Source organism: Bradyrhizobium sp. WBOS08 (assembly GCF_024585125.1).
GTDB classification, from domain to species: Bacteria; Pseudomonadota; Alphaproteobacteria; order Rhizobiales; family Xanthobacteraceae; genus Bradyrhizobium; species Bradyrhizobium japonicum_B.
Map to the genome: position 1 here is coordinate 4,826,192 of NZ_CP028988.1, position 18,417 is coordinate 4,844,608.

At 66.6% G+C, this 18,417-nt stretch carries 16 protein-coding genes; 9 read left to right on the top strand and 7 right to left on the bottom strand.

Features of this window, described 5'->3' with window-relative positions; all coding sequences use genetic code 11:
• Nucleotides 1-52 precede the first annotated feature (52 nt).
• From DCM80_RS22625 to DCM80_RS22640, 4 genes are all read left to right on the top strand, one after another.
• Nucleotides 53-1,474, top strand: coding sequence for an efflux RND transporter periplasmic adaptor subunit (locus DCM80_RS22625; RefSeq protein WP_257193771.1), 1,422 nt, complete (start codon nt 53-55; stop codon nt 1,472-1,474).
• Nucleotides 1,471-4,662 (top strand): efflux RND transporter permease subunit, encoded by a 3,192-nt coding sequence (locus tag DCM80_RS22630; RefSeq protein WP_257193772.1) that lies wholly within the window; start codon nt 1,471-1,473, stop codon nt 4,660-4,662. The genes DCM80_RS22625 and DCM80_RS22630 overlap by 4 nt, the downstream gene beginning before the upstream one ends.
• 108 nt (nt 4,663-4,770) lie before the next feature.
• Complete coding sequence (locus DCM80_RS22635) at nt 4,771-5,382, top strand: class I SAM-dependent methyltransferase (RefSeq protein ID WP_257198014.1); 612 nt, start codon at nt 4,771-4,773, stop codon at nt 5,380-5,382.
• 73 nt (nt 5,383-5,455) lie between these two features.
• A complete protein-coding gene (locus DCM80_RS22640) occupies nt 5,456-5,926 on the top strand; it encodes a DUF411 domain-containing protein (protein WP_257193773.1) in 471 nt (156 codons plus the stop codon).
• A 333-nt stretch (nt 5,927-6,259) separates the two neighbouring features.
• On the opposite strand, the gene DCM80_RS22645 is transcribed toward DCM80_RS22640, so the two are convergent.
• The 4 genes from DCM80_RS22645 to DCM80_RS22660 all read right to left on the bottom strand — a co-directional run bounded on the left by DCM80_RS22645 (nt 6,260) and on the right by DCM80_RS22660 (nt 8,773).
• Nucleotides 6,260-6,667, bottom strand: a complete 408-nt coding sequence (locus DCM80_RS22645; RefSeq protein ID WP_257193774.1) for a GFA family protein — start codon at nt 6,665-6,667, stop codon at nt 6,260-6,262.
• 165 nt (nt 6,668-6,832) lie between these two features.
• A complete protein-coding gene (gene arsB / locus DCM80_RS22650; protein ID WP_257198015.1) occupies nt 6,833-7,888 on the bottom strand; it encodes an ACR3 family arsenite efflux transporter in 1,056 nt (351 codons plus the stop codon).
• A gap of 2 nt (nt 7,889-7,890) precedes the next feature.
• Nucleotides 7,891-8,418, bottom strand: a complete 528-nt coding sequence (locus DCM80_RS22655) for an arsenate reductase ArsC (RefSeq protein WP_257193775.1) — start codon at nt 8,416-8,418, stop codon at nt 7,891-7,893.
• Nucleotides 8,411-8,773, bottom strand: a complete 363-nt coding sequence (locus DCM80_RS22660; RefSeq protein ID WP_257193776.1) for a helix-turn-helix transcriptional regulator — start codon at nt 8,771-8,773, stop codon at nt 8,411-8,413. The genes DCM80_RS22655 and DCM80_RS22660 overlap by 8 nt, the downstream gene beginning before the upstream one ends.
• A gap of 123 nt (nt 8,774-8,896) precedes the next feature.
• Between DCM80_RS22660 and DCM80_RS22665 the strand changes: the two genes are divergently transcribed.
• From DCM80_RS22665 to DCM80_RS22675, 3 genes are all read left to right on the top strand, one after another.
• On the top strand, nt 8,897-9,214 hold the full coding sequence (locus DCM80_RS22665; protein WP_257193777.1) for a helix-turn-helix transcriptional regulator: 318 nt from the start codon (nt 8,897-8,899) through the stop codon (nt 9,212-9,214).
• A gap of 58 nt (nt 9,215-9,272) precedes the next feature.
• Entirely contained in the window at nt 9,273-10,634 is a 1,362-nt protein-coding gene (locus DCM80_RS22670) for an NAD(P)-binding domain-containing protein (RefSeq protein ID WP_257198016.1), read from the top strand.
• Nucleotides 10,635-10,917: 283 nt separating this feature from the next.
• Nucleotides 10,918-12,096 carry an MFS transporter gene (locus tag DCM80_RS22675; protein ID WP_257198017.1) on the top strand — a complete coding sequence of 393 codons (1,179 nt, stop codon included), beginning with the start codon at nt 10,918-10,920 and terminating at the stop codon, nt 12,094-12,096.
• 323 nt (nt 12,097-12,419) lie between these two features.
• Here the strand turns inward: DCM80_RS22675 and DCM80_RS22680 are convergent, their stop codons facing one another.
• Genes DCM80_RS22680 through DCM80_RS22690 form a run of 3 tightly spaced genes read right to left on the bottom strand, consistent with a single transcriptional unit; the run spans nt 12,420 to nt 15,868 of the window.
• On the bottom strand, nt 12,420-13,004 hold the full coding sequence (locus DCM80_RS22680) for a DUF1254 domain-containing protein (RefSeq protein ID WP_257193778.1): 585 nt from the start codon (nt 13,002-13,004) through the stop codon (nt 12,420-12,422).
• A complete protein-coding gene (locus DCM80_RS22685; protein WP_257193779.1) occupies nt 13,001-13,579 on the bottom strand; it encodes a DUF1214 domain-containing protein in 579 nt (192 codons plus the stop codon). The genes DCM80_RS22680 and DCM80_RS22685 overlap by 4 nt, the downstream gene beginning before the upstream one ends.
• 9 nt (nt 13,580-13,588) lie before the next feature.
• Nucleotides 13,589-15,868 carry a transglycosylase domain-containing protein gene (locus tag DCM80_RS22690; RefSeq protein WP_257193780.1) on the bottom strand — a complete coding sequence of 760 codons (2,280 nt, stop codon included), beginning with the start codon at nt 15,866-15,868 and terminating at the stop codon, nt 13,589-13,591.
• Between the two features lie 291 nt (nt 15,869-16,159).
• On the opposite strand from DCM80_RS22690, the gene DCM80_RS22695 reads away from it, so the two are divergent.
• Both DCM80_RS22695 and DCM80_RS22700 read left to right on the top strand, forming a co-directional pair.
• Complete coding sequence (locus DCM80_RS22695) at nt 16,160-16,675, top strand: YcgN family cysteine cluster protein (RefSeq protein ID WP_257193781.1); 516 nt, start codon at nt 16,160-16,162, stop codon at nt 16,673-16,675.
• A 155-nt stretch (nt 16,676-16,830) separates the two neighbouring features.
• Nucleotides 16,831-18,414 carry an MDR family MFS transporter gene (locus tag DCM80_RS22700; protein WP_257193782.1) on the top strand — a complete coding sequence of 528 codons (1,584 nt, stop codon included), beginning with the start codon at nt 16,831-16,833 and terminating at the stop codon, nt 18,412-18,414.
• The last annotated feature ends 3 nt before the right edge of the window (nt 18,415-18,417 follow it).

Consider the following 18,417-nt stretch of genomic DNA (forward strand, 5'->3'; position numbering starts at 1 on the left):
GACTTCCCTGTCCCATTCAGATGGACGCGCGCCCGGCGCGCGATGACACACCATGAAGACGCTGCGTCTCCTGACGATTCTCGCGCTCAGCGGCGGCCTCGCCTCGGGCGCGTATTGGTTCTCGCACGAGGGGAGTTGGTCGGTTCATGCCGAGGCGACCCTGGCTACGGCCGAGGCGAATCAGCCTCCGCTCTATTACCGCGACCCGAGTGGCGCGCCGCTCTGGTCCGCCGCTCCGAAGAAGGACGACCGCGGCCGCGACTATCTGCCGGTCTACGACGACGATCAGGCAACCGCGGCGGCCCCGAAGCCGGCAGAGGCGGCGTCGACGCGAAAGATCCTCTACTACCGCAATCCCATGGGCCTGCCCGACACCTCGCCGGTGCCGAAGAAGGATCCGATGGGGATGAATTATATCCCGGTCTACGAAGGCGATGAGGTCGACGACGGCACGGTGAAGCTCTCGCCGGGCAAGATCCAGCGCACCGGCGTGAGATCCGAGCCGGCCCGCCGGCGCGCCATCCGCGTCGCGGTCAAGGCGCCCGGCACGATCCAGCTCGACGAGCGCCGCGTCTCGGTGATCGCGATGCGCGCCGAGAGTTTCGTGCAGAAGGTCGCCGACGTCACCACCGGCACGCGCGTGAAGGCGGGCCAGCCCCTGATGGAGATCTACAGCTCGGCGGTCGCCTCCGCCGCGGCGGAATATCTCTCGACGATCAATTCGAGAACCACGGGCGGGATCGAGGCCTACGGGCGCGGCTCGCGGCAACGGCTGGTCAATCTCGACGTGCCCGAGCCTGTCATTGCCGAAATGGAGAAGACGGGCGTCGCGCCCGTCACCGTCCATTGGTCGGCGCCGCGCGACGGCATCGTGCTCGAGCGCAGCGCGATCGAAGGCATGCGCGCCAATCCCGGCGACGTGCTGTTCCGGATCGCCGACATCTCGCAGGTCTGGGCGCTGGTCGACGTCGCCGAGCGCGATCTCGGCAATGTCGCGGTGGGGCAGTCGGTGGCGGTGCGCGCGCGGAGCTTTCCCGGCCGCACCTTCAGCGGCAGGATCGCCGTGGTCTATCCGCAGGTGAACCGCGAGACGAGGACGGTTCGCGTCCGGATCGAGCTCGCCAATCCGGACGCGGCGCTGCTGCCGGACATGTACGTCGATGCCGACATCGACACGGCCGATGGCGCGCCCGTGCTGGCGATCCAGGACAGCTCGGTGCTCGACACCGGTACGCGCCAGGCCGTCCTCGTCGACAAGGGCGAGGGGCGCTTCGAGCCGCGCGAGGTGAAGCTCGGCCGGCGCGGCGGCGGCTACATCGAGGTGCGGGATGGACTCGGCGAGGGCGAGGCGGTGGTCACATCCGCCAACTTCCTGATCGATGCAGAGAGTAACCTGAAGGCCGCGCTCAAGGGCTTTGCCGAAGGAGCGCCCCAGGCTCCCGAGCCCGGTCATGCGACGGGAGAGCACAAATGATCGCCCGAATCATCGCCTGGTCGGCGCGCAATCTGCTGCTGGTGCTGTTCGGCACCGGTTTCGCCGCCGCGGCCGGTCTCTATGCGCTGATCCATCTGCCGCTGGATGCGATCCCGGACCTCTCGGACACCCAGGTCATCGTCTACACCGAATATCCCGGCCAGGCGCCGCAGGTGATCGAGGACCAGGTCACCTATCCCTTGACCACGGCGATGCTGACCGTGCCGAAATCCAAGGTCGTCCGCGGCTTCTCGTTCTTCGGCGCGTCGTTCGTCTACGTGATCTTCGAGGACGGCACCGACATCTACTGGGCGCGCTCGCGCGTCCTGGAATTCCTGAACGGTGCTGCGTCGCGGCTGCCCGCCGGCGTCAGCCCGACCATCGGTCCAGATGCGACCGGCGTCGGCTGGGTCTACCAATATGCGGTTCTGTCGAAGGAATTGAACCTGGCGGACACCCGCACGATCCAGGACTGGAATCTGAAGTTCGCGCTGGCCAAGGCCGAAGGCGTCGCCGAGGTCGCCAGCATCGGCGGCTTCGTCAAGCAGTACAACGTGGTGCTCGATCCGCAGCGGATGCGCGATCGCGGCATCAGCATGCAGAAGATCCGCGAGGCCATCCGCGCCAGCAACGCCGATGTCGGCGGCCGCACCGTCGAGCTCGCCGAGTTCGAATACGTCATCCGCGGCAAGGGCTACATCAAGAGCATCAACGATCTCGGCAACATCGTGCTGAAGACGAGCAACGGCACGCCGGTGCTGCTGCGCGACGTCGCCAATGTCGAGCTCGGACCGGACGAGCGGCGGGGCATCACCGAGCTGAACGGCGAGGGCGAGGTCGCCAGCGGCATCGTGCTGCAGCGCTTCGGCGTCAACGCCCTCGACGTCATCGAGAACGTCAAGAGGCGCTTCAAGGAGATCGCGAGCAGCCTGCCGAAATCGGTCGAGATCGTCCCGGTCTACGATCGCTCCGGCCTGATCTACGCGGCCATCGACACGCTCAAGCACACCCTGTTCGAGGAGAGCATCGTCGTCGCGCTGGTCTGCATCGTGTTCCTGCTGCACGTCCGCAGCGCGCTGGTCGCGATCCTGATGCTGCCGGTCGGCGTGCTGATGGCGTTCGGCGCCATGAAGCTGCTCGGCCTCGGCTCGAACATCATGAGCTTAGGGGGCATCGCGATCGCGATCGGGGCCATGGTGGATGCCGCCATCGTCATGATCGAGAACGCGCACAAGCACCTGGAGCGGGCAAAGCCGGACCAGTCCCGCGTGCAGATCCTGATCGATGCGGCGTCCGAGGTCGGGCCCGCGCTGTTCTTCAGCCTGCTGATCATCACCGTGTCGTTCATGCCGATCTTCACGCTGGAATCGCAGGAGGGACGGTTGTTCAGCCCGCTCGCCTTCACCAAGACGTTCGCAATGGCGGCTGCGGCCCTCTTGTCCGTCACCCTGGTGCCGGCGCTGATGGTGATCTTCGTCCGCGGCCGGATCGTGCCGGAGAGCCGGAACGTCATCAACCGTTTCCTGATCTGGGTCTATCGGCCCGTGATCAAGGGCGTGCTCCGCGCCAGGACGCTGGTGATCCTGGCCTCGCTCGTCGTGCTCGCCGTCACGATCTGGCCCGCCCGGCAACTCGGCACCGAGTTCATGCCCACGCTGAACGAGGGCACGTTGCTCTATATGCCGACGACGCTGCCCGGCATCTCGGTCACGAAGGCCGCGGAGCTGATGCAGACGCAGGATCGCATCATCAAGTCGTTCCCCGAGGTCGCCTCCGTCTACGGCAAGGCGGGGCGGGCGGCGACCGCGACCGATCCGGCGCCGACCGAGATGTTCGAGACCGTCGTCAACCTGAAGCCTAGGGAGCAATGGCGTCCCGGCGTCACCATCGACAGCCTGATCGCGGAGATGGACAAAGCGCTGCAATTCCCAGGCGTCTCCAACGCCTGGACCATGCCGATCAAGGCCCGCATCGACATGTTGTCGACCGGCATCCGCACGCCGGTCGGGGTCAAGGTCATGGGCACCGATCTCGTCGAGATCGACCGGCTGGCGCGGCAGGTCGAGCGGGTGATCAAGACCGTGCCGGGCACGTCCTCGGCCTACGCCGAGCGCGGCATCGGCGGCTATTATCTCGAGATCGTCCCCGACCGCGAGGCGCTCGCCCGCTACGGCATCCTGATCCAGGACGTGCAGGACACCATCGCCGCCGCGCTCGGCGGCCAGACGGTGACGACCACCGTGGAGGGCCGGCAGCGTTTCACCGTGAACATGCGCTATCCGCGCGACCTGCGCGACAATCCCAAGGCGATCGCTAGCGACATCCTGGTGCCGATGCCGGCGGGCGGCGCCGTGCCGCTCGGCGAGGTCGCCAAGGTCGAGCCGGCGCGCGGGCCGACCTCGATCCGGACCGAGAACGGCCAGCTCGCGACCTACATCTACGTCGACATCCGCGATCGCGACATCGGCAGCTACGTCGCGGACGCGCAACGCGCGGTGACGGAGAGCATCCAGTTTCCCGCCGGCACTTATGTGGTCTGGAGCGGCCAGTACGAATATCTCCAGCGCGCGGCAGCGCGCCTCAAGATCGTCGTGCCGGTGACGCTGACGATCATTTTCCTGTTGCTGTACCTGAACTTCAAGGCGTTGACCGAGACCCTGATCGTGATGGCGTCGTTGCCGTTCGCGCTGGTCGGCGGCATCTGGATGATGTGGTGGTTCGGCTTCAACCTGTCGGTCGCGGTCGCGGTCGGCTTCATCGCGCTCGCGGGCGTCGCCGCCGAGACCGGCGTCGTGATGCTGATCTACCTCGATCACGCCCTGGCCGAGATGAAGGCGAGGCGCGACGCCGAGGGCAGGGTCTTCACCCGGGCCGATCTCCACGACGCCATCATGGTGGGCGCGGTCGAGCGCGTCAGGCCCAAGATGATGACCGTGGTCGCCATCATGGCGGGCCTGCTGCCGATCATGTGGAGCACCGGAGCCGGATCGGAGATCATGCAGCGCATCGCGCTGCCGATGATCGGCGGGATGATCTCCTCGACGCTGCTGACGCTGATCGTGATTCCCGCGATCTTCGGCCTGGTCAAAGGCCTCCACCTGCCGCCCGAGGCCGAGGACAAGGGACAGCCGACCGAAATGACAAAGTCGATCAGCCCGGAATTGCGGGTGCTGCAGTCTGCCGAATGAGGTCGGTGATGTCGAACGGCTGTCAGAAACGTTGGGCCGATGGAATTGATCGCCGCATTGGTCGTCATCGCGCTAATATTGGGGACAGCGATGCCAGGAGATGCGCGCATGGGCTTCTACAACGACGTCATTCTGCCGCGGCTTTGCGACCTTGCGATGCGGAATAAGGAACTTGCGCCCTACCGGCAACGCGCGGCCCGCGCGGCCCAGGGCCGGGTCCTCGAGATCGGCGTCGGGTCCGGCCGCAACCTGCCGTTCTACGGAGCTACGGTGACGCAGCTTGTGGGTCTCGAGCCCGCTCCAAGGCTTCTCGAGATGGCGCGACACGCGCCGCATCTGGAGACTCCGGTCGATCTCGTTGAAGCTTCGGCCGAGGCTATGCCGATCGAGAACCGCAGCATCGACACGGTCCTGACGACCTGGACCATGTGCAGCATTCCGGACGTCGATCGCGCGATGACGGAGGCCCGCCGTGTGCTGAAACCGGGCGGGAAGCTGATCTTCGTCGAGCATGGCCGCGCGCCCGAACCGAACGTGCGCTGGTGGCAAGATCGCCTGACCCCCGCATGGATGCGCATCTCGGGCGGTTGTCATCTCAACCGGAACATCGCTGACATCTTGACTCGCAACGGCTTTCGTATCGACGAGATGCGCACCGGCTATATGAACGGGCTGAAGCCCATGACGTTTATGTACGAGGGCCAGGCGAGCCCCCGTTGATGCCTGCGACGCTCCGGCCTCGATATCCAGCGATGAAGAAAGGAATCCGAAGATGAGGGAACGCGGACATGTGATGACCCGTCGGTCACTTGCAGGGCTGATGGCGGCGGCAGTGGCGGCAGTGCTGGCCAGGCCTGCCGTTGCGGCGCAGGCCCAAGAAGCCACCATCACGGTGCATAGGGATCCGAGCTGCGGCTGCTGCGCGGGCTGGGTGCAGCATCTCCGGGACGCAGGATATGTCGTCCAGGTGGAGGAGACCGCCGATCTCGACGCGGTTCGGAATCGTCTCGGCATCCCCTCGGACCTGGCCGCGTGTCACACGGCGGAGGTCGCAGGTTATCTCATCGAGGGACATGTGCCGGCCGCAGCCGTGCGGCGCCTCCTCTCGGAGCGCCCCATTGCGAAAGGGCTCGCTGTGCCGGGCATGCCGGTCGGATCGCCCGGGATGGAAGGCGGCAAGCCGGAGCCTTACACGGTCGTGCTGTTCGGTGCCGATGGTCAAAGGCCATTCATGCGCTTTATCGGCTCGCAGGTGATCGGCTGAGCCGGATATGGCGAGCTGCGCGGGTACGCGTCTGGCGATGCTGCGATCGATGAGCTGATGCACGAGCCGAACATTGCCAATCCTCCGATGACCAGCGCTGTCGCATATGAGAGCTTTTCTCTGCGGCCATCCTTCGAGACGCCCGCTTTAGGCGGGCTCCTCAGGATGAGGGCGGAGTGCGCGGCGGCAGCTTCAACGGGCGCTGACGCCGTTGAGCGTCATCCTGAGGAGGCGCGTCAGCGCCGTCTCGAAGGACGAGGCGTGCGCGCAGGCGCCGCCACGAGTCATGCCTGCCCTGGATGACGCCAAAAGAGCCGGTGTCATCCTCCGCCGCTATGGCTGCGGCGGATAGCGGTCGAACGCCGGCAGTTCGTGCGCATGCTCCATCCAGCGAAGACGTTCGGCGACCTGGATCTGCATCGTCGCCGGCACGGCCTCGGGATCGTCGTAGGTCGCGCTCTGGATGTCGATCATTCCGGGCAACAGGCTGGCATTGAAGTAGAACAGGCCGGTGCCGCAATTGCCGCAAAAATGCCGCCGACCGTGTTCCGACGAGCTGTAGATCCTGGGCTCGCCCTTGGTCACCTTGACGGCGTTCTCCGGATACATCGTCCAGCCGACCACCGGTGCGCCGGCGTGGAGGCGGCAATCGCGGCAGTGGCACAGCGCGTGCACGATCGCGTCGCCCTCGACCTCATAACGGATTGCGCCACAGTGACAGCCGCCGGTGATGGTGCTCATGCGTTTCTCCCGATCGAATATTGGCTTTGCCGATCGATAGCTCTCGCGATTTGCGGCATCAACGGCGCAATCGGTTTGCGCTTGCGTCCTACTGTCGCGTGACAGCTGCTGCCATCACGCGCCGACCTGCGATGGGTTCTGGAGAGAATGCGTCGGGCAGACGCCTTACTGGCGGGCCGCCAAGGCCGTGGCAGCGCTGGCGGCGCCCGCTTCATACCAGCCCCGCGTCGCCTTGACGATGCGGACGACGGACAGCATCACGGGCACCTCGACCAGCACGCCGACCACGGTCGCCAGCGCGGCGCCGGAATCCAGTCCGAACAGGCTGATCGCGGCGGCGACCGCCAGCTCGAAGAAATTGCTCGCGCCGATGAGGGCGGCTGGAGCGGCGACGCACCAGGCCACGCCAAACCGCCGGCTCAGCCAGTACGCCAAGCCCGCATTGAGATAGACCTGGACCAGGATCGGCACGGCGAGGATGGCAATGACGAGCGGCTGGCTGACGATCTGCTCACCCTGGAAGCCGAACAGCAGCACCAATGTGGCGAGCAGCGCGACCAGCGACAGCGGCTGTAGCGTGCGCATGACGCGGTCGAAGCCGGCAGTGCCGCCTCGCAACAGCACCTTGCGCCACAGCTGCGCGACGATCACGGGAACCACGATGTAGAGCAGGACGGAGAGCAGCAGCGTGCCCCAGGGCACGCTGATCGAGGCCACACCCAGCAGCAGTCCCACCAGCGGCGCGAACAGGAACACCATGATCACGTCGTTCAGGGCGACCTGGCTCAGCGTGTAGTGAGGCTCGCCCTCGCACAGGTTCGACCACACGAACACCATCGCGGTGCATGGCGCGGCCGCCAGCAGGATCAAGCCGGCGATGTAGGACGAAATCTGGCCGGCCGGCAGCAGCGGCGCGAAGAGATGGCCGATGAAGAAGGAGCCGAGCAGCGCCATCGAGAACGGCTTCACCGCCCAGTTGATGAAGAGGGTGACGCCGACGCCGCGCCAATGTTTCCGCACCTCGCCCAGCGAGCCGAAGTCGATCTTCAGCAGCATGGGCACGATCATGAGCCAGATCAGGACCGCGACCGGCAGGTTGACCTTGGCGACCTCGGCGGCCGCGACCGTGCCGAAGAAGCCGGGCATGACGTGCCCCAGCGCGACGCCGACGAGGATGCAAAGCGCGACCCACAGCGTGAGGTAGCGTTCGAAGATGCCCATCGTCACGCCACGTCGTCTCGGTTGGACGTCGCGCCGTCGGAGCGGCCGATCTCGCGCAACCTGGTGCCGAGCGAGAGCTTGTCAATGCTCCGCAGCGGAAGGCTCACGAACGTATCGATCCGGTTCTTCAGATAGCGGAACGCGGTGACGAACGCAGCCTGCTTCTCCAGATCCGTGCCTTCGGCGGCGGCAGGGTCCTCGATGCCCCAGTGCGCCGTCATCGGCTGGCCTGGCCAGATCGGACAGGACTCGCCGGCGGCGTTGTCGCAAACGGTGAAGACGAAATCCATCACCGGCGCATCGGGCGCGGCGAACTCGAGCCAGCTTTTCGAGCGCATGCCGTCGGTCGGATACTCCAGGGTCTCGAGCGTGCGCAGCGCCAGCGGATGCACCGCGCCCTTTGGCGTGCTTCCGGCGGAGAAGGCCCGCAAGCGGCCGGCGCCGTCCTTGCGAAGGATCGACTCGGCCAGGATGGATCGCGCCGAATTGCCGGTGCATAGAAACAGGACGTTGTAGATCGGGTCAGGCACGGCTTCGCTCCTTCCGTTTCGGCGAGCAGCAGGATTGCAGGGTTTCGACGACGGGATTGCAGACCTCGGGACGTCCGCCGCAGCAATCGCGCAACAGGAACACCGCGATGTCGCGGAATTCGCCGAGATTGGCGCGGTACACGATCGAGCGGCTGTGCCGCTCGGAGGCGACGAGGCGCGCCCGGCTCAGGATCGCCAGATGCGCCGACAGCGTGTTCTGCGGAACCTCGAGCAGGCGGGCGAGATCGCCGGCGGCAAGACCGTCGGGCTCGTGCCGCACCAGCGTCCGGAACGCTTCCAGGCGGGTCGGCTGGGCCAGTGCGGCGAGGGCGAGGACGGCTTCTTCGTTTTCCATATATCCAGATTTATGGAATTATGGGGCCGAGTCAAGCCCCATCTCGTCCCCGGCCGCATCGTAATTCGAATATTCTAGAAATATGGTTTGACAAGCGGGGCGAACGAGTGCAGCATCAACGTCATGAAGATCGCCGATGCAGCAGCACGTCTGGAGGCCCTGGGCAATCAAACCCGGCTCCAGATCTACCGGGCCCTGGTCCGGGCCGGGCACGCGGGCATGCCCGTCGGCCGCCTGCAGGAGAAGCTGAAGATTCCGGCATCGACGCTGTCGCATCACATCAAGACCCTCGTAGCGGTCGGGCTCGTCAGCCAGGTCAGGGAATCGACCACGCTGATCTGCCACGCGAACTTTGACGCGATGCGCGGCCTCCTCGCCTTCATGGCGGCGGAATGCTGCGCCGACGAAGCCGGGTGCAAGGCGGCGCGAACGGCGGCTTGATCCTTTTGCGAGCTTGTTCGATGATTCTAGAAATATGGGAGAAGCGGGAATGGCCAGAATGAACGTCAAGACCGTCGCCATCATCGGGGCAGGGCCTGTCGGCCTCGCTGCCGCAGCTCATGTGCTCGAACGCGGCATGTCGCCCATCGTGCTCGAGGCCGGGCCTGAAGCCGCGCACGCGATCCGCCAGTGGCAGCATGTTCAGCTGTTCTCGCCATGGGAATACAATGTCGACACGGCGGCGGCGCGCCTGCTCGCGCCGACGGGATGGAATTCGCCGGACCCGCAATCCTATCCGGCCGGCAGCGAGCTGATCGACCGCTATCTGACGCCGCTCGCGACGCGCACGAAGCTGCGCGAGACAATCCGGACCTCGAGCCGGGTCACGGCGATCAGCCGCGCCGGCTTCGACAAGGCGAAGACCAGGGGCAGGGAGCTGGCGCCCTTCGAGATCCGTTATCAGAACGGCAGGGGTCCCGAGGTCCTGCATGCCGATGCCGTCATCGACGTATCGGGCACGTGGTTCTCTCCCAACCCCGCCGGCAGCAACGGTTTGCCCGCGATCGGCGAGCGCGAGCGCGCCGACCGCATCGCCTATGGCATGCCGGATGTGCGGGGCACGGAGCGCGCCAGATATGCCGGCAAGATTGTCGCCGTGCTCGGTGCCGGCCATTCCGCGGTCGGTACGCTGATCGATCTCGCGCAGCTCGCGGGCGAGGTACCGGGCAGGCAAGCGATCTGGCTGTTGCGCGGCGCCGATCCGGCCAAGGCTTTCGGCGGCGGCCGTAACGACAAGCTTTCCGCGCGCGGCGAACTGGGCTCCGCCTTTGCCGCACTCGTGACCGCCGGCAAGATCAGGGTGGAGAGTGAATTCGGTGTCACGCACCTTTCGGAGACCGAGGGTCGTCTCAAAATTTCGGCTGGCAACGGCTGCGGTGCGCGCCACGTGGTGGCGGATGAGCTCGTCGTCTCCACCGGCTTTCGCCCCGATCTGTCGTTCCTGTCCGAGCTGCGGCTGCGGCTCGATCCCGCCATCGAGGCGCCTGTCGCGCTGGCGCCGCTGATCGATCCCAACGAGCACAGCTGCGGCACGGTCCGTCCGCACGGCGCGCGCGAGCTCGCGCACGACGAGCCGGGCTTCTATCTCGCCGGCATGAAGTCCTACGGCCGTGCGCCGACCTTCCTGATGATGACGGGATACGAGCAGGTGCGCTCCATCGCGGCCGACATTGCCGGCGACAAGAAGGCTGCCGCGCGGGTCGAGCTCGTGCTGCCGGAGACCGGCGTCTGCACGCGCGGTGGTGTCGAGGCGGCGGATGCGGGATGCTGTGGCGGGCCGGCGAAGGAGGAGGCGTCGGCCTGCTGCGCCGCCGACGAAAATGCCAAGAAGGCAGGCCGCACCGGCTGCGGCTGTTCATGACCCGGTCCCACCACGGGAGGGCAATCGCATATGGGAGCGGTCTCGCTTGTGGCCATCCTTCGAGACGCCCGCCGTCGGCGTGCCCTCAGGATGAGGACCGGGATGCGCGGCACTGGTCTCAACGAGCGCCAATGCTGCTGAGCCTCATCCTGAGGAGACCGCGAAGCGGTCGTCTCGAAGGACGAGGCGCGCGCTCAGGTCTCGCAAAGCGCATATGCGATGGCCCTGCACCAGATGGGAGGAGCGCATTCGCAGCCTGAGCGGGGGATCGCTGATTGCGGCGATGTGCATCGGCCAGCTCGGCAATCTGCTGCCGCACGTGACGCTGTCGGCGAATCTGGCGCAGCATCTGATGCCGGCATGGGGGCTGTCCGCCGCCGAAGGCGGGTTGATGGCGAGCGGCTATGCGTTCGGCTACATGCTCGCCGTCCCGGTGCTGACGACGCTGACCGATCGCATCGACGCGCGGATCGTGCTGCTCTGTGGCTCCATCGTCAGCGGGCTTGCGACCATCGCCTTCGGCATCTTTGCCGAGGGATTCTGGTCGGGGACCATCATCTGGTCGCTCGCGGGATTGGGCTTCGCCGGCGCCTACATGCCGGGACTGAAGGCGCTGACGGACCGGTTGCCCGCCGGCGACACCTCGCGGGCGGTGACGCTGTACACGTCGAGCTTCTCGGTCGGCGTCGGCCTGTCGTTCCTGGGTGCGCAGATCCTCGCCGACCGCTGGGGATGGCGGAGCGCGTTCTATGTCACCGGCGTCGGCCCCGTCGCGATGGTGCTCGCGTGCCTGCTGATCGAGGGGCGGCGGCCAGCGCCGAAGTCCGGGCGTCTTCTCGACTTCGCACCCGTCCTCGCCAATCGCGAGGCGCTCGGCTACATCCTCGGCTACGGCGCCCACTGCTTCGAGCTCTACGGCATTCGCACCTGGCTGGTCGGTTTCTGGACCTTCGTCGTTGCGCATCAAGGCGAGCCGTCCTGGATGACGCCGGTGCTGATGAGCTTCTGCTTCGCCGTGATCTCGATGCCCGCCAGCATCCTCGGCAACGAGGCCGCCCTGAAATTCGGACGGCATCGCGCCATCACGGTCGTGATGATCGCCTCGGCCTGCGTCGCGCTGGTGATCGGCTTCAACGCGAGCGCCCCCGCCTGGGTGCTCGCGCTGCTACTGATGATCTACGGCGTGACGGTGCCAGCCGATTCAGGCGCGTTGACCGCCGGCATGTCCGCGGCGGCCGTCTCCGAGCATCGCGGCGCGACCCTGGCCCTGCACTCGACGGTCGGCTTCGGTCTGTCGGCGCTCGGCGCCTGGGGGACCGGCGTCGCACTCGATGTCGCCGGCGGCCCGCAGAGTGCCAGCGGCTGGCTGCTGGTGTTCATCGTGCTCGCGACCGGAATCGCGCTGGGGCCAGTGGCGCTGCTGTGGGCGCGGCGCGGGCATTCGGGCAAGCGGCCGTCGTGAACTCAGTTCCGCGGCGTGAGAAAGTCGCGCTCGGCCAGCGCAAGCGCGTCAGCCAAGAGGCGAAGCTTCCTTGTCCGATGACATGGTGCTCGCCAGAGGAGTTGCTTGCAGCTGCAAGGCTTCCGCGACGGATTGCTCCGTGCGGGTGCTTTGCACTCTCGATGATCGTAGTCTGCCGGTGTTTTGCCCGACGTGTCAAAGGTGATGACACGAAGCTTTGCGCCTCCGAGCGCGAACAAGGAGCCCAATGATTTCAATGCCCCCGCACCTGTGCATGGGGTTGTTTTCGCACTTTTTGTCTCGAGGGGGCCGAAATGGCCGCGTCAGCGCCGGCCGCGCTTGGTGTCGGCCTTGGCCGGCGGCTCGGTCTGCGGCGCGCAGGTCGCGGCCTGCAGCGTTGCCTGCGCCTGCGGCATCAGGCCGGGCTCGGGGGCGAGCGCCTTCATCACGATCAGGCCGGTGGCGGTCGGGGAATCGATGATCAGGCGGTCGGCCGCGGTGACCTCCTCGTCCTCGGGCAGCTCGCTGTGCTGCGCCTCGGTCATCAAATCGAGCTCGATCACCTTGCGGCCCGCCGAGCGGTCGTTGATGGCGTAATAGGCGATCTCGTTGCGGGTGTAGAACGACACCGAGGTGTAGGCCTGGCTCACCGGCACGGTGAGCTTGATCGGTCCGCCCGAGAGGTCGTAGCGGCAGATCGCCAGCGCGAAGGCCGGGTCCATGAACGGCATCGGCGACGTCGAGGGATCGGCGAGCGGAAGCTGGGTGACGCCGTTCACCTTCGTCATCGGCGTCAGCCGCGAATAGGCGTCCTGCGTCGCGATCCGCGGCAGCGCCAGCACGCTGACGAGATGGACCACCAGGCCCAGAACGATGCCGGCAACGATGGTGAACAGCAGGCGGATCATGAACAGCCCGCCGTGCTGATGCTGGGCATCGGCGCATCGCGCTGGGTGCGCGTGGCGACGCCGACCGGGGTGTCGTAGAGGCGCAGCATCAGCGCGTAGCGCTCGATGCCGCCGGTCGGCAGCCAGTTGCCGGCGCGCGAGCGCGAGGCGATGCGGATCTCGAACGAGCCGTCGGAGGACCGCACGATCTCCTGGCTGGTGAAGCCGTAGCGGGCAAGCGAGTTCGCGACGAGATGGCCCTTGCGGTCGTACAGCGTCAGCGTCCAGAACCGCGCCGGCGGCGTCACGCCGGAGACGATCACGTCGCAGCGGCCGTCGAGCGGCTTCTTCTTGTCGTCGGTGGTGGCGGTGAAGGCGACGCCGTCGCCGGTGCCGATCGGCAGCTCGCCGCTGCGGACGATGGTGGCGCGCGAATACGGATCGACGTCGGCGGTGCCGGTGCGCGGCCGCGCGGTCCAGGCGCCGATGGTGAGCGCGCCGATGTCGGTGCCGCGCGTCGTCGTCATCCAGGTCGCGCCGACGCCGACCACCGTCGCGAGCAGAAGGGCCGTCAATGTGATCAGGATCAGCCGCACTTGTTTCGATCAGTTCTTGCGCGGGGCCGAGGCGTTGGCCTTCTCTTCCGCATAGTTCTGCGGGAACGCGAGCGCGCTCGTCGCCGGGGATGGTTTGCTGTCGGCATCCGCCGATTTCCGCGCCGTCCTGGCTGCGTCGTCCAGCAGCTTCTCGACCCGCACCAGGATGTCGGCGCCGCGCTTGGTCAGCACCGGCGGCGGACCCGGCTTGGTCTCCAGGATCTTCGGCGCCGCGTTGGCCTGCGCGTTGCTGACATGGTGCGGCGGCAGCTTCTGGCCCATGCCGATGCCGGGGATCTCCCGGACCTCGACGCCCTGATGCGCCGCCAGCATGATGTCGTGCCAGGTCTGCGCCGGCAGCGAGCCGCCGGTCATGCGGTTGGTCGGCGAATAATCGTCGTTGCCGTACCAGACCGCGCAGGTGAAGTTGCCGGTGTAGCCGACGAACCAGGCGTCGCGATAGGCATTGGTCGTGCCGGTCTTGCCCGCGGTCGGGATGCCGTCGAGCGCGGCGCGGCGCGCGGTGCCCTCGCTGACCACGTGGCTCATCATGCCGGCCATGTCGGCGGCGACGGAGGCCGGGATTGCCTGCCGCGGCTTGGGCCCGTCGCGGTCCCAGCGCCAGACCAGGTCGCCGGCGCCGGTGCGCACCTCCAGCACCGCATGCGGCGTCACCGCCTTGCCGCGGTTCGGGAACGTGGCGTAGGCCACGGCGTGCTCGAGCACCGTGACTTCGTCCGACCCGATCGGCAGCGACGGCGTGTCGGGCAGCGGCGCCTTGAGGCCGAAGCGGCGGGCGACCTCGACGATCTTGGCGCGGCCGACCTTGGCGGGGTTCTGCGTCTTGGGCTCGTTCTTCCGGCCGATCTCGATCGACAGCTTCACCGGCACCACGTTGATCGAGCGCGTGATCGCCTGCGTCAGCGTCACCGAGCCGGAATAGGAATGGCCATAATTCTGCGGACACCAATTGCCGATGCAGACCGGACCGTCGACCACGATCGAGTTCGGCGTGTACCCGTTCAGCAGCGCGGTGGTGTAGACGTAGGGCTTGAACGAGGAGCCGGGCTGGCGATAGGCGTCGGTGGCGCGGTTGAACTGGCTGGCGCCGTAGTCGCGGCCGCCGACCATGGCGCGGATGCCGCCGTCGAGATCGGCGACGACGGTCGCGGCCTGCGTCGCGTGATAGTCGCGGCCGAACTGGCGCAGCTGGTTCTCGACCGCGTCTTCCGCCGCCTTCTGCACGTTGGTGTCGATCGCGGTGCGGACCACGAAGACGCGCTCGGTGTAGGACTTCGGGAAGGTGTCGACCAGCTTGCGCATCTCCTCGAAGGCGTAGTCGAGATAATAGTTCGGCGAGGCCTCGTCGCGGCGGTCGACCGCGAAGGCCGGATTGCGGCGGGCGCCGAACACCTGGCCCTCGGTCATGAAGCCGGCGTCGACGAGATTGTCGAGCACGACGTTGGCGCGGGCGCGTGCAGCGGGCAGGTTGATGTGCGGCGCGTACTTGGTCGGGGCCTTGAACAGGCCGGCGAGCATCGCCGCTTCCGCCAGCGTGACGTCGCGCGCCGACTTGTTGAAGTAGAAATGCGCCGCGCCATCGACGCCGAAGGTGCCGCCGCCCATATAGGCGCGGTCCAGATACAGCTTGAGGATCTCGTTCTTGGTCAGGCGCCATTCCAGCCAGATCGCGAGGAACGCCTCGTTGACCTTGCGCTCGATGGTGCGCTCGTTGCTCAGGAACAAATTCTTGGCGAGCTGCTGGGTGATCGAGGAGCCGCCCTGGCGGACGCCGCCGGCCTGCGCGTTGGTGACGAGCGCGCGCGCGGTGCCGGCGATGTCGATGCCGAAATGCTCGTAGAAGCGGCGGTCTTCGGTCGCCAGCGTCGCCTTGATCAGCACGTCCGGAAAATCTTCCAGCGGGATCGAATCGTTGTGCTTGATGCCGCGGCTGCCGATCGGATTGCCGTAGCGGTCGAGGAAGCTCACCGCGAGATCGGACTTCTTCAGCCAGTCCTCGTCCGCGGTCTCGCGGAAGGCGGGGATGGCGAGGGCGAGCATCACGACCAGGCCGCCCAGGCCCAGCGTCGCCGCCTCCGACAGCGGCTCGATGAACACCCAGCGCTTCCAGCGTCCGACATAGAACCGGTCCATGAAGGTCGAGTAGCGCTCGTAGAGCTCGCGGATGCCCTTGGCCGAGGAGAACAGCGAGGAGTCGATGCGCGCATCGAGATCCAGGAAGAAATTCCGGATCCTCTGCTTCCAATGCGATGGTATGATCTGGCGCACCTGGAACCCTTGAGGCTCGCTTCAAAAGCGTTCAAGCACCCGCCGGGGCGGCGTCGAGACGTCTTGGGGGAATGTTGCGGCAAACCCAAGGCGCCCGGCCAGCATCCGAGGGACTTGGTGTTCCTTCTAGCCGAGCAAGGCCCATAAACCAATGGTCACGCTCGCGATTTTGAACAACAGGCCTAATTGACCCCGGTTCATTACGGGCTTCGAAGGCGCCTTGCTTGCACCATCGCGGCCGCACGCCCTAGATGGCGTGGCCGTCACTCTTTTGAACCTTTGTTGAGGCGCATGACCGCAGCTCCCAAACGACCTTCAGGCCAGGAAGGATTCTTCTGGAAAACCAAGACGTTGGAAGAGATGTCGGCGGGCGAATGGGAAAGCCTGTGCGACGGCTGCGGGCGCTGCTGCCTGAACAAGCTCGAGGACGAGGATACCGGGCAGATCTACTTCACCCATGTCGGCTGCAAGCTGCTCGATGGTGCGAGCTGCGCCTGCAAGGACTATCCGAATCGTTCCGACAAGGTTCCGGATTGTGTCCGCCTGACGCCGGCCAATGTCCGCACCTTGAACTGGCTGCCGCCGAGCTGCGGCTACAAGCTCGTCGCCGAGGGGCGCGACCTCTATTGGTGGCATCCGCTGGTGTCAGGCGATCCCAACACCGTGCATGAAGCCGGCGTCTCCGTGCGCGGCCGGGTCGAAGGCAGCGAGGAGGAGATCCCGGATCAGGAGCTCGAGGACCACATCGTGCAATGGCCGGCCATTTTGCCGAGGCGGGCTCGCCTGAAGCGACGTCCGAAGGACTGAGCCGCCTCGTGCTCCAATCAATTGTTCGGGATGGCCCGGGGGCGGGATGCACCCATGCGCGGCGGTGCCTGCCCGGGAAGAACTTTGCTGTCTAGATTGGACTGCAGAGAACGAATCCTTCGCGGCGTTGCGCCGTCACACGACGTCCGAGCGAAATGAACAAGTTCGACCGGCAGGGCAATTCTGCCGACACCCAGACTTTGCCCGACGACATCGCCGAGGAGCTGTCCCGGCTGCCGAGCGAGGTCATCAGCGTCGACGACGCCCCGTCCATCACGCCGCCGGCGCCGCTGTCGCAGGACGAGGTCCGCACCATCGTCATCAGCCTGATGCTGACGATGTTCCTGGCGGCGCTCGATCAGACCATCGTGGCGACCGCGCTGCCGACCATCGGGCGCCAGTTCAACGACGTCTCCAATCTGTCCTGGGTCATCACCGCCTATCTGCTCGCCTCGACCGCGGTCGCGCCGGTGTTCGGCACGCTCAGCGACATCTACGGCCGCCGCGCCATGATCATCATCTCGCTCAGCCTGTTCGTGGCGGGCTCGGTGCTGTGCGCGATCGCGCCGAACATGCCGATGCTGATCCTGGCGCGCGGTCTTCAGGGCCTCGGCGGCGGCGGCATCATGCCCGTCGTTCAGACCGTGATCTCGGACGTCGTGTCCCCGCGCGAGCGCGGCCAGTACCAGGCCTATTTCTCCAGCGTCTGGATGGTCGGCGGCATTTTGGGCCCGGTCATCGGCGGCGTGTTCGCCGAGCACCTGCATTGGTCGATGATCTTCTGGATCAACCTGCCGCTCACGGTTGCGGCGCTCGCGCTGTTGCTGCCGAACATGAAGAAGATCCCGGTGTTCCACCGCAAGCGCAAGGTCGACTGGCTCGGCGGCGTGCTGCTGATGGCCTCGGCCGTCGTCTTCATGCTGGTGCTGACCTGGGGCGGCACGCGCTATGCCTGGCTGTCGCCGACCGTGCTGGCGATGGTGGGCGGCGCCGTCGCGCTCGCGGTCAGCTTCGTGTGGCACGCGCGCCGCGCCGACGAGCCGTTCCTGCCGCTGCACTTGCTGACCGGATCGGTGGCGCCGTTCGCGCTGACCGCCGGCGGCTGCGGGCTCGGGGCGATCACCGGCCTCACGGTGCAGCTGCCGCTCTATTACGAGTCGGTCTACCATTTGAGCGCAAGCGAGGCGGGCCTGGCGCTGATCCCGCTTGCGGCGGTCTCGACCGTCGGCGCCGCCGTCGCCGGCCGCACCATGGCCCGTGCAAAGCACTACAAGCGCGTCGCCATCATCGGCACCTCCTGGGCCGCTTTGTGCGGCCTCGGCCTCACGCTCGTCACCCTGCCGCTCTGGGGCCTGCTGACGCTGATGGCGGCGTTCGCACTGGGGCTCGGCACCACCTTTCCGGTCTGCGTGGTCTCGCTGCAGAACTCGGTCGCGCGCCCACAGGTCGGCACCATCACCGGCGCGATGAACTTCTTCCGCTCGCTGATGTCCTCGTTCACGGTGGCCGCGTTCGCGGCGATCCTGCTGATCGCGCTCGGCGTCGACGTTCCGCTCGCCGGCGAGCACCACGCCGCGGGCAGCGTTGCGATTCCCGCCGACGACATGCGCCACGCCTTCCGCTACGTGTTCGGCGCCGCCACCGCGCTGATGACCGTTGCCGCGCTGTGCCTGATCGCGATGGAGGAGCGGCCGCTGGCCGGGCCTTCGGCCAAGCAACCCGTCGAGATGGCGGAGTAGGGC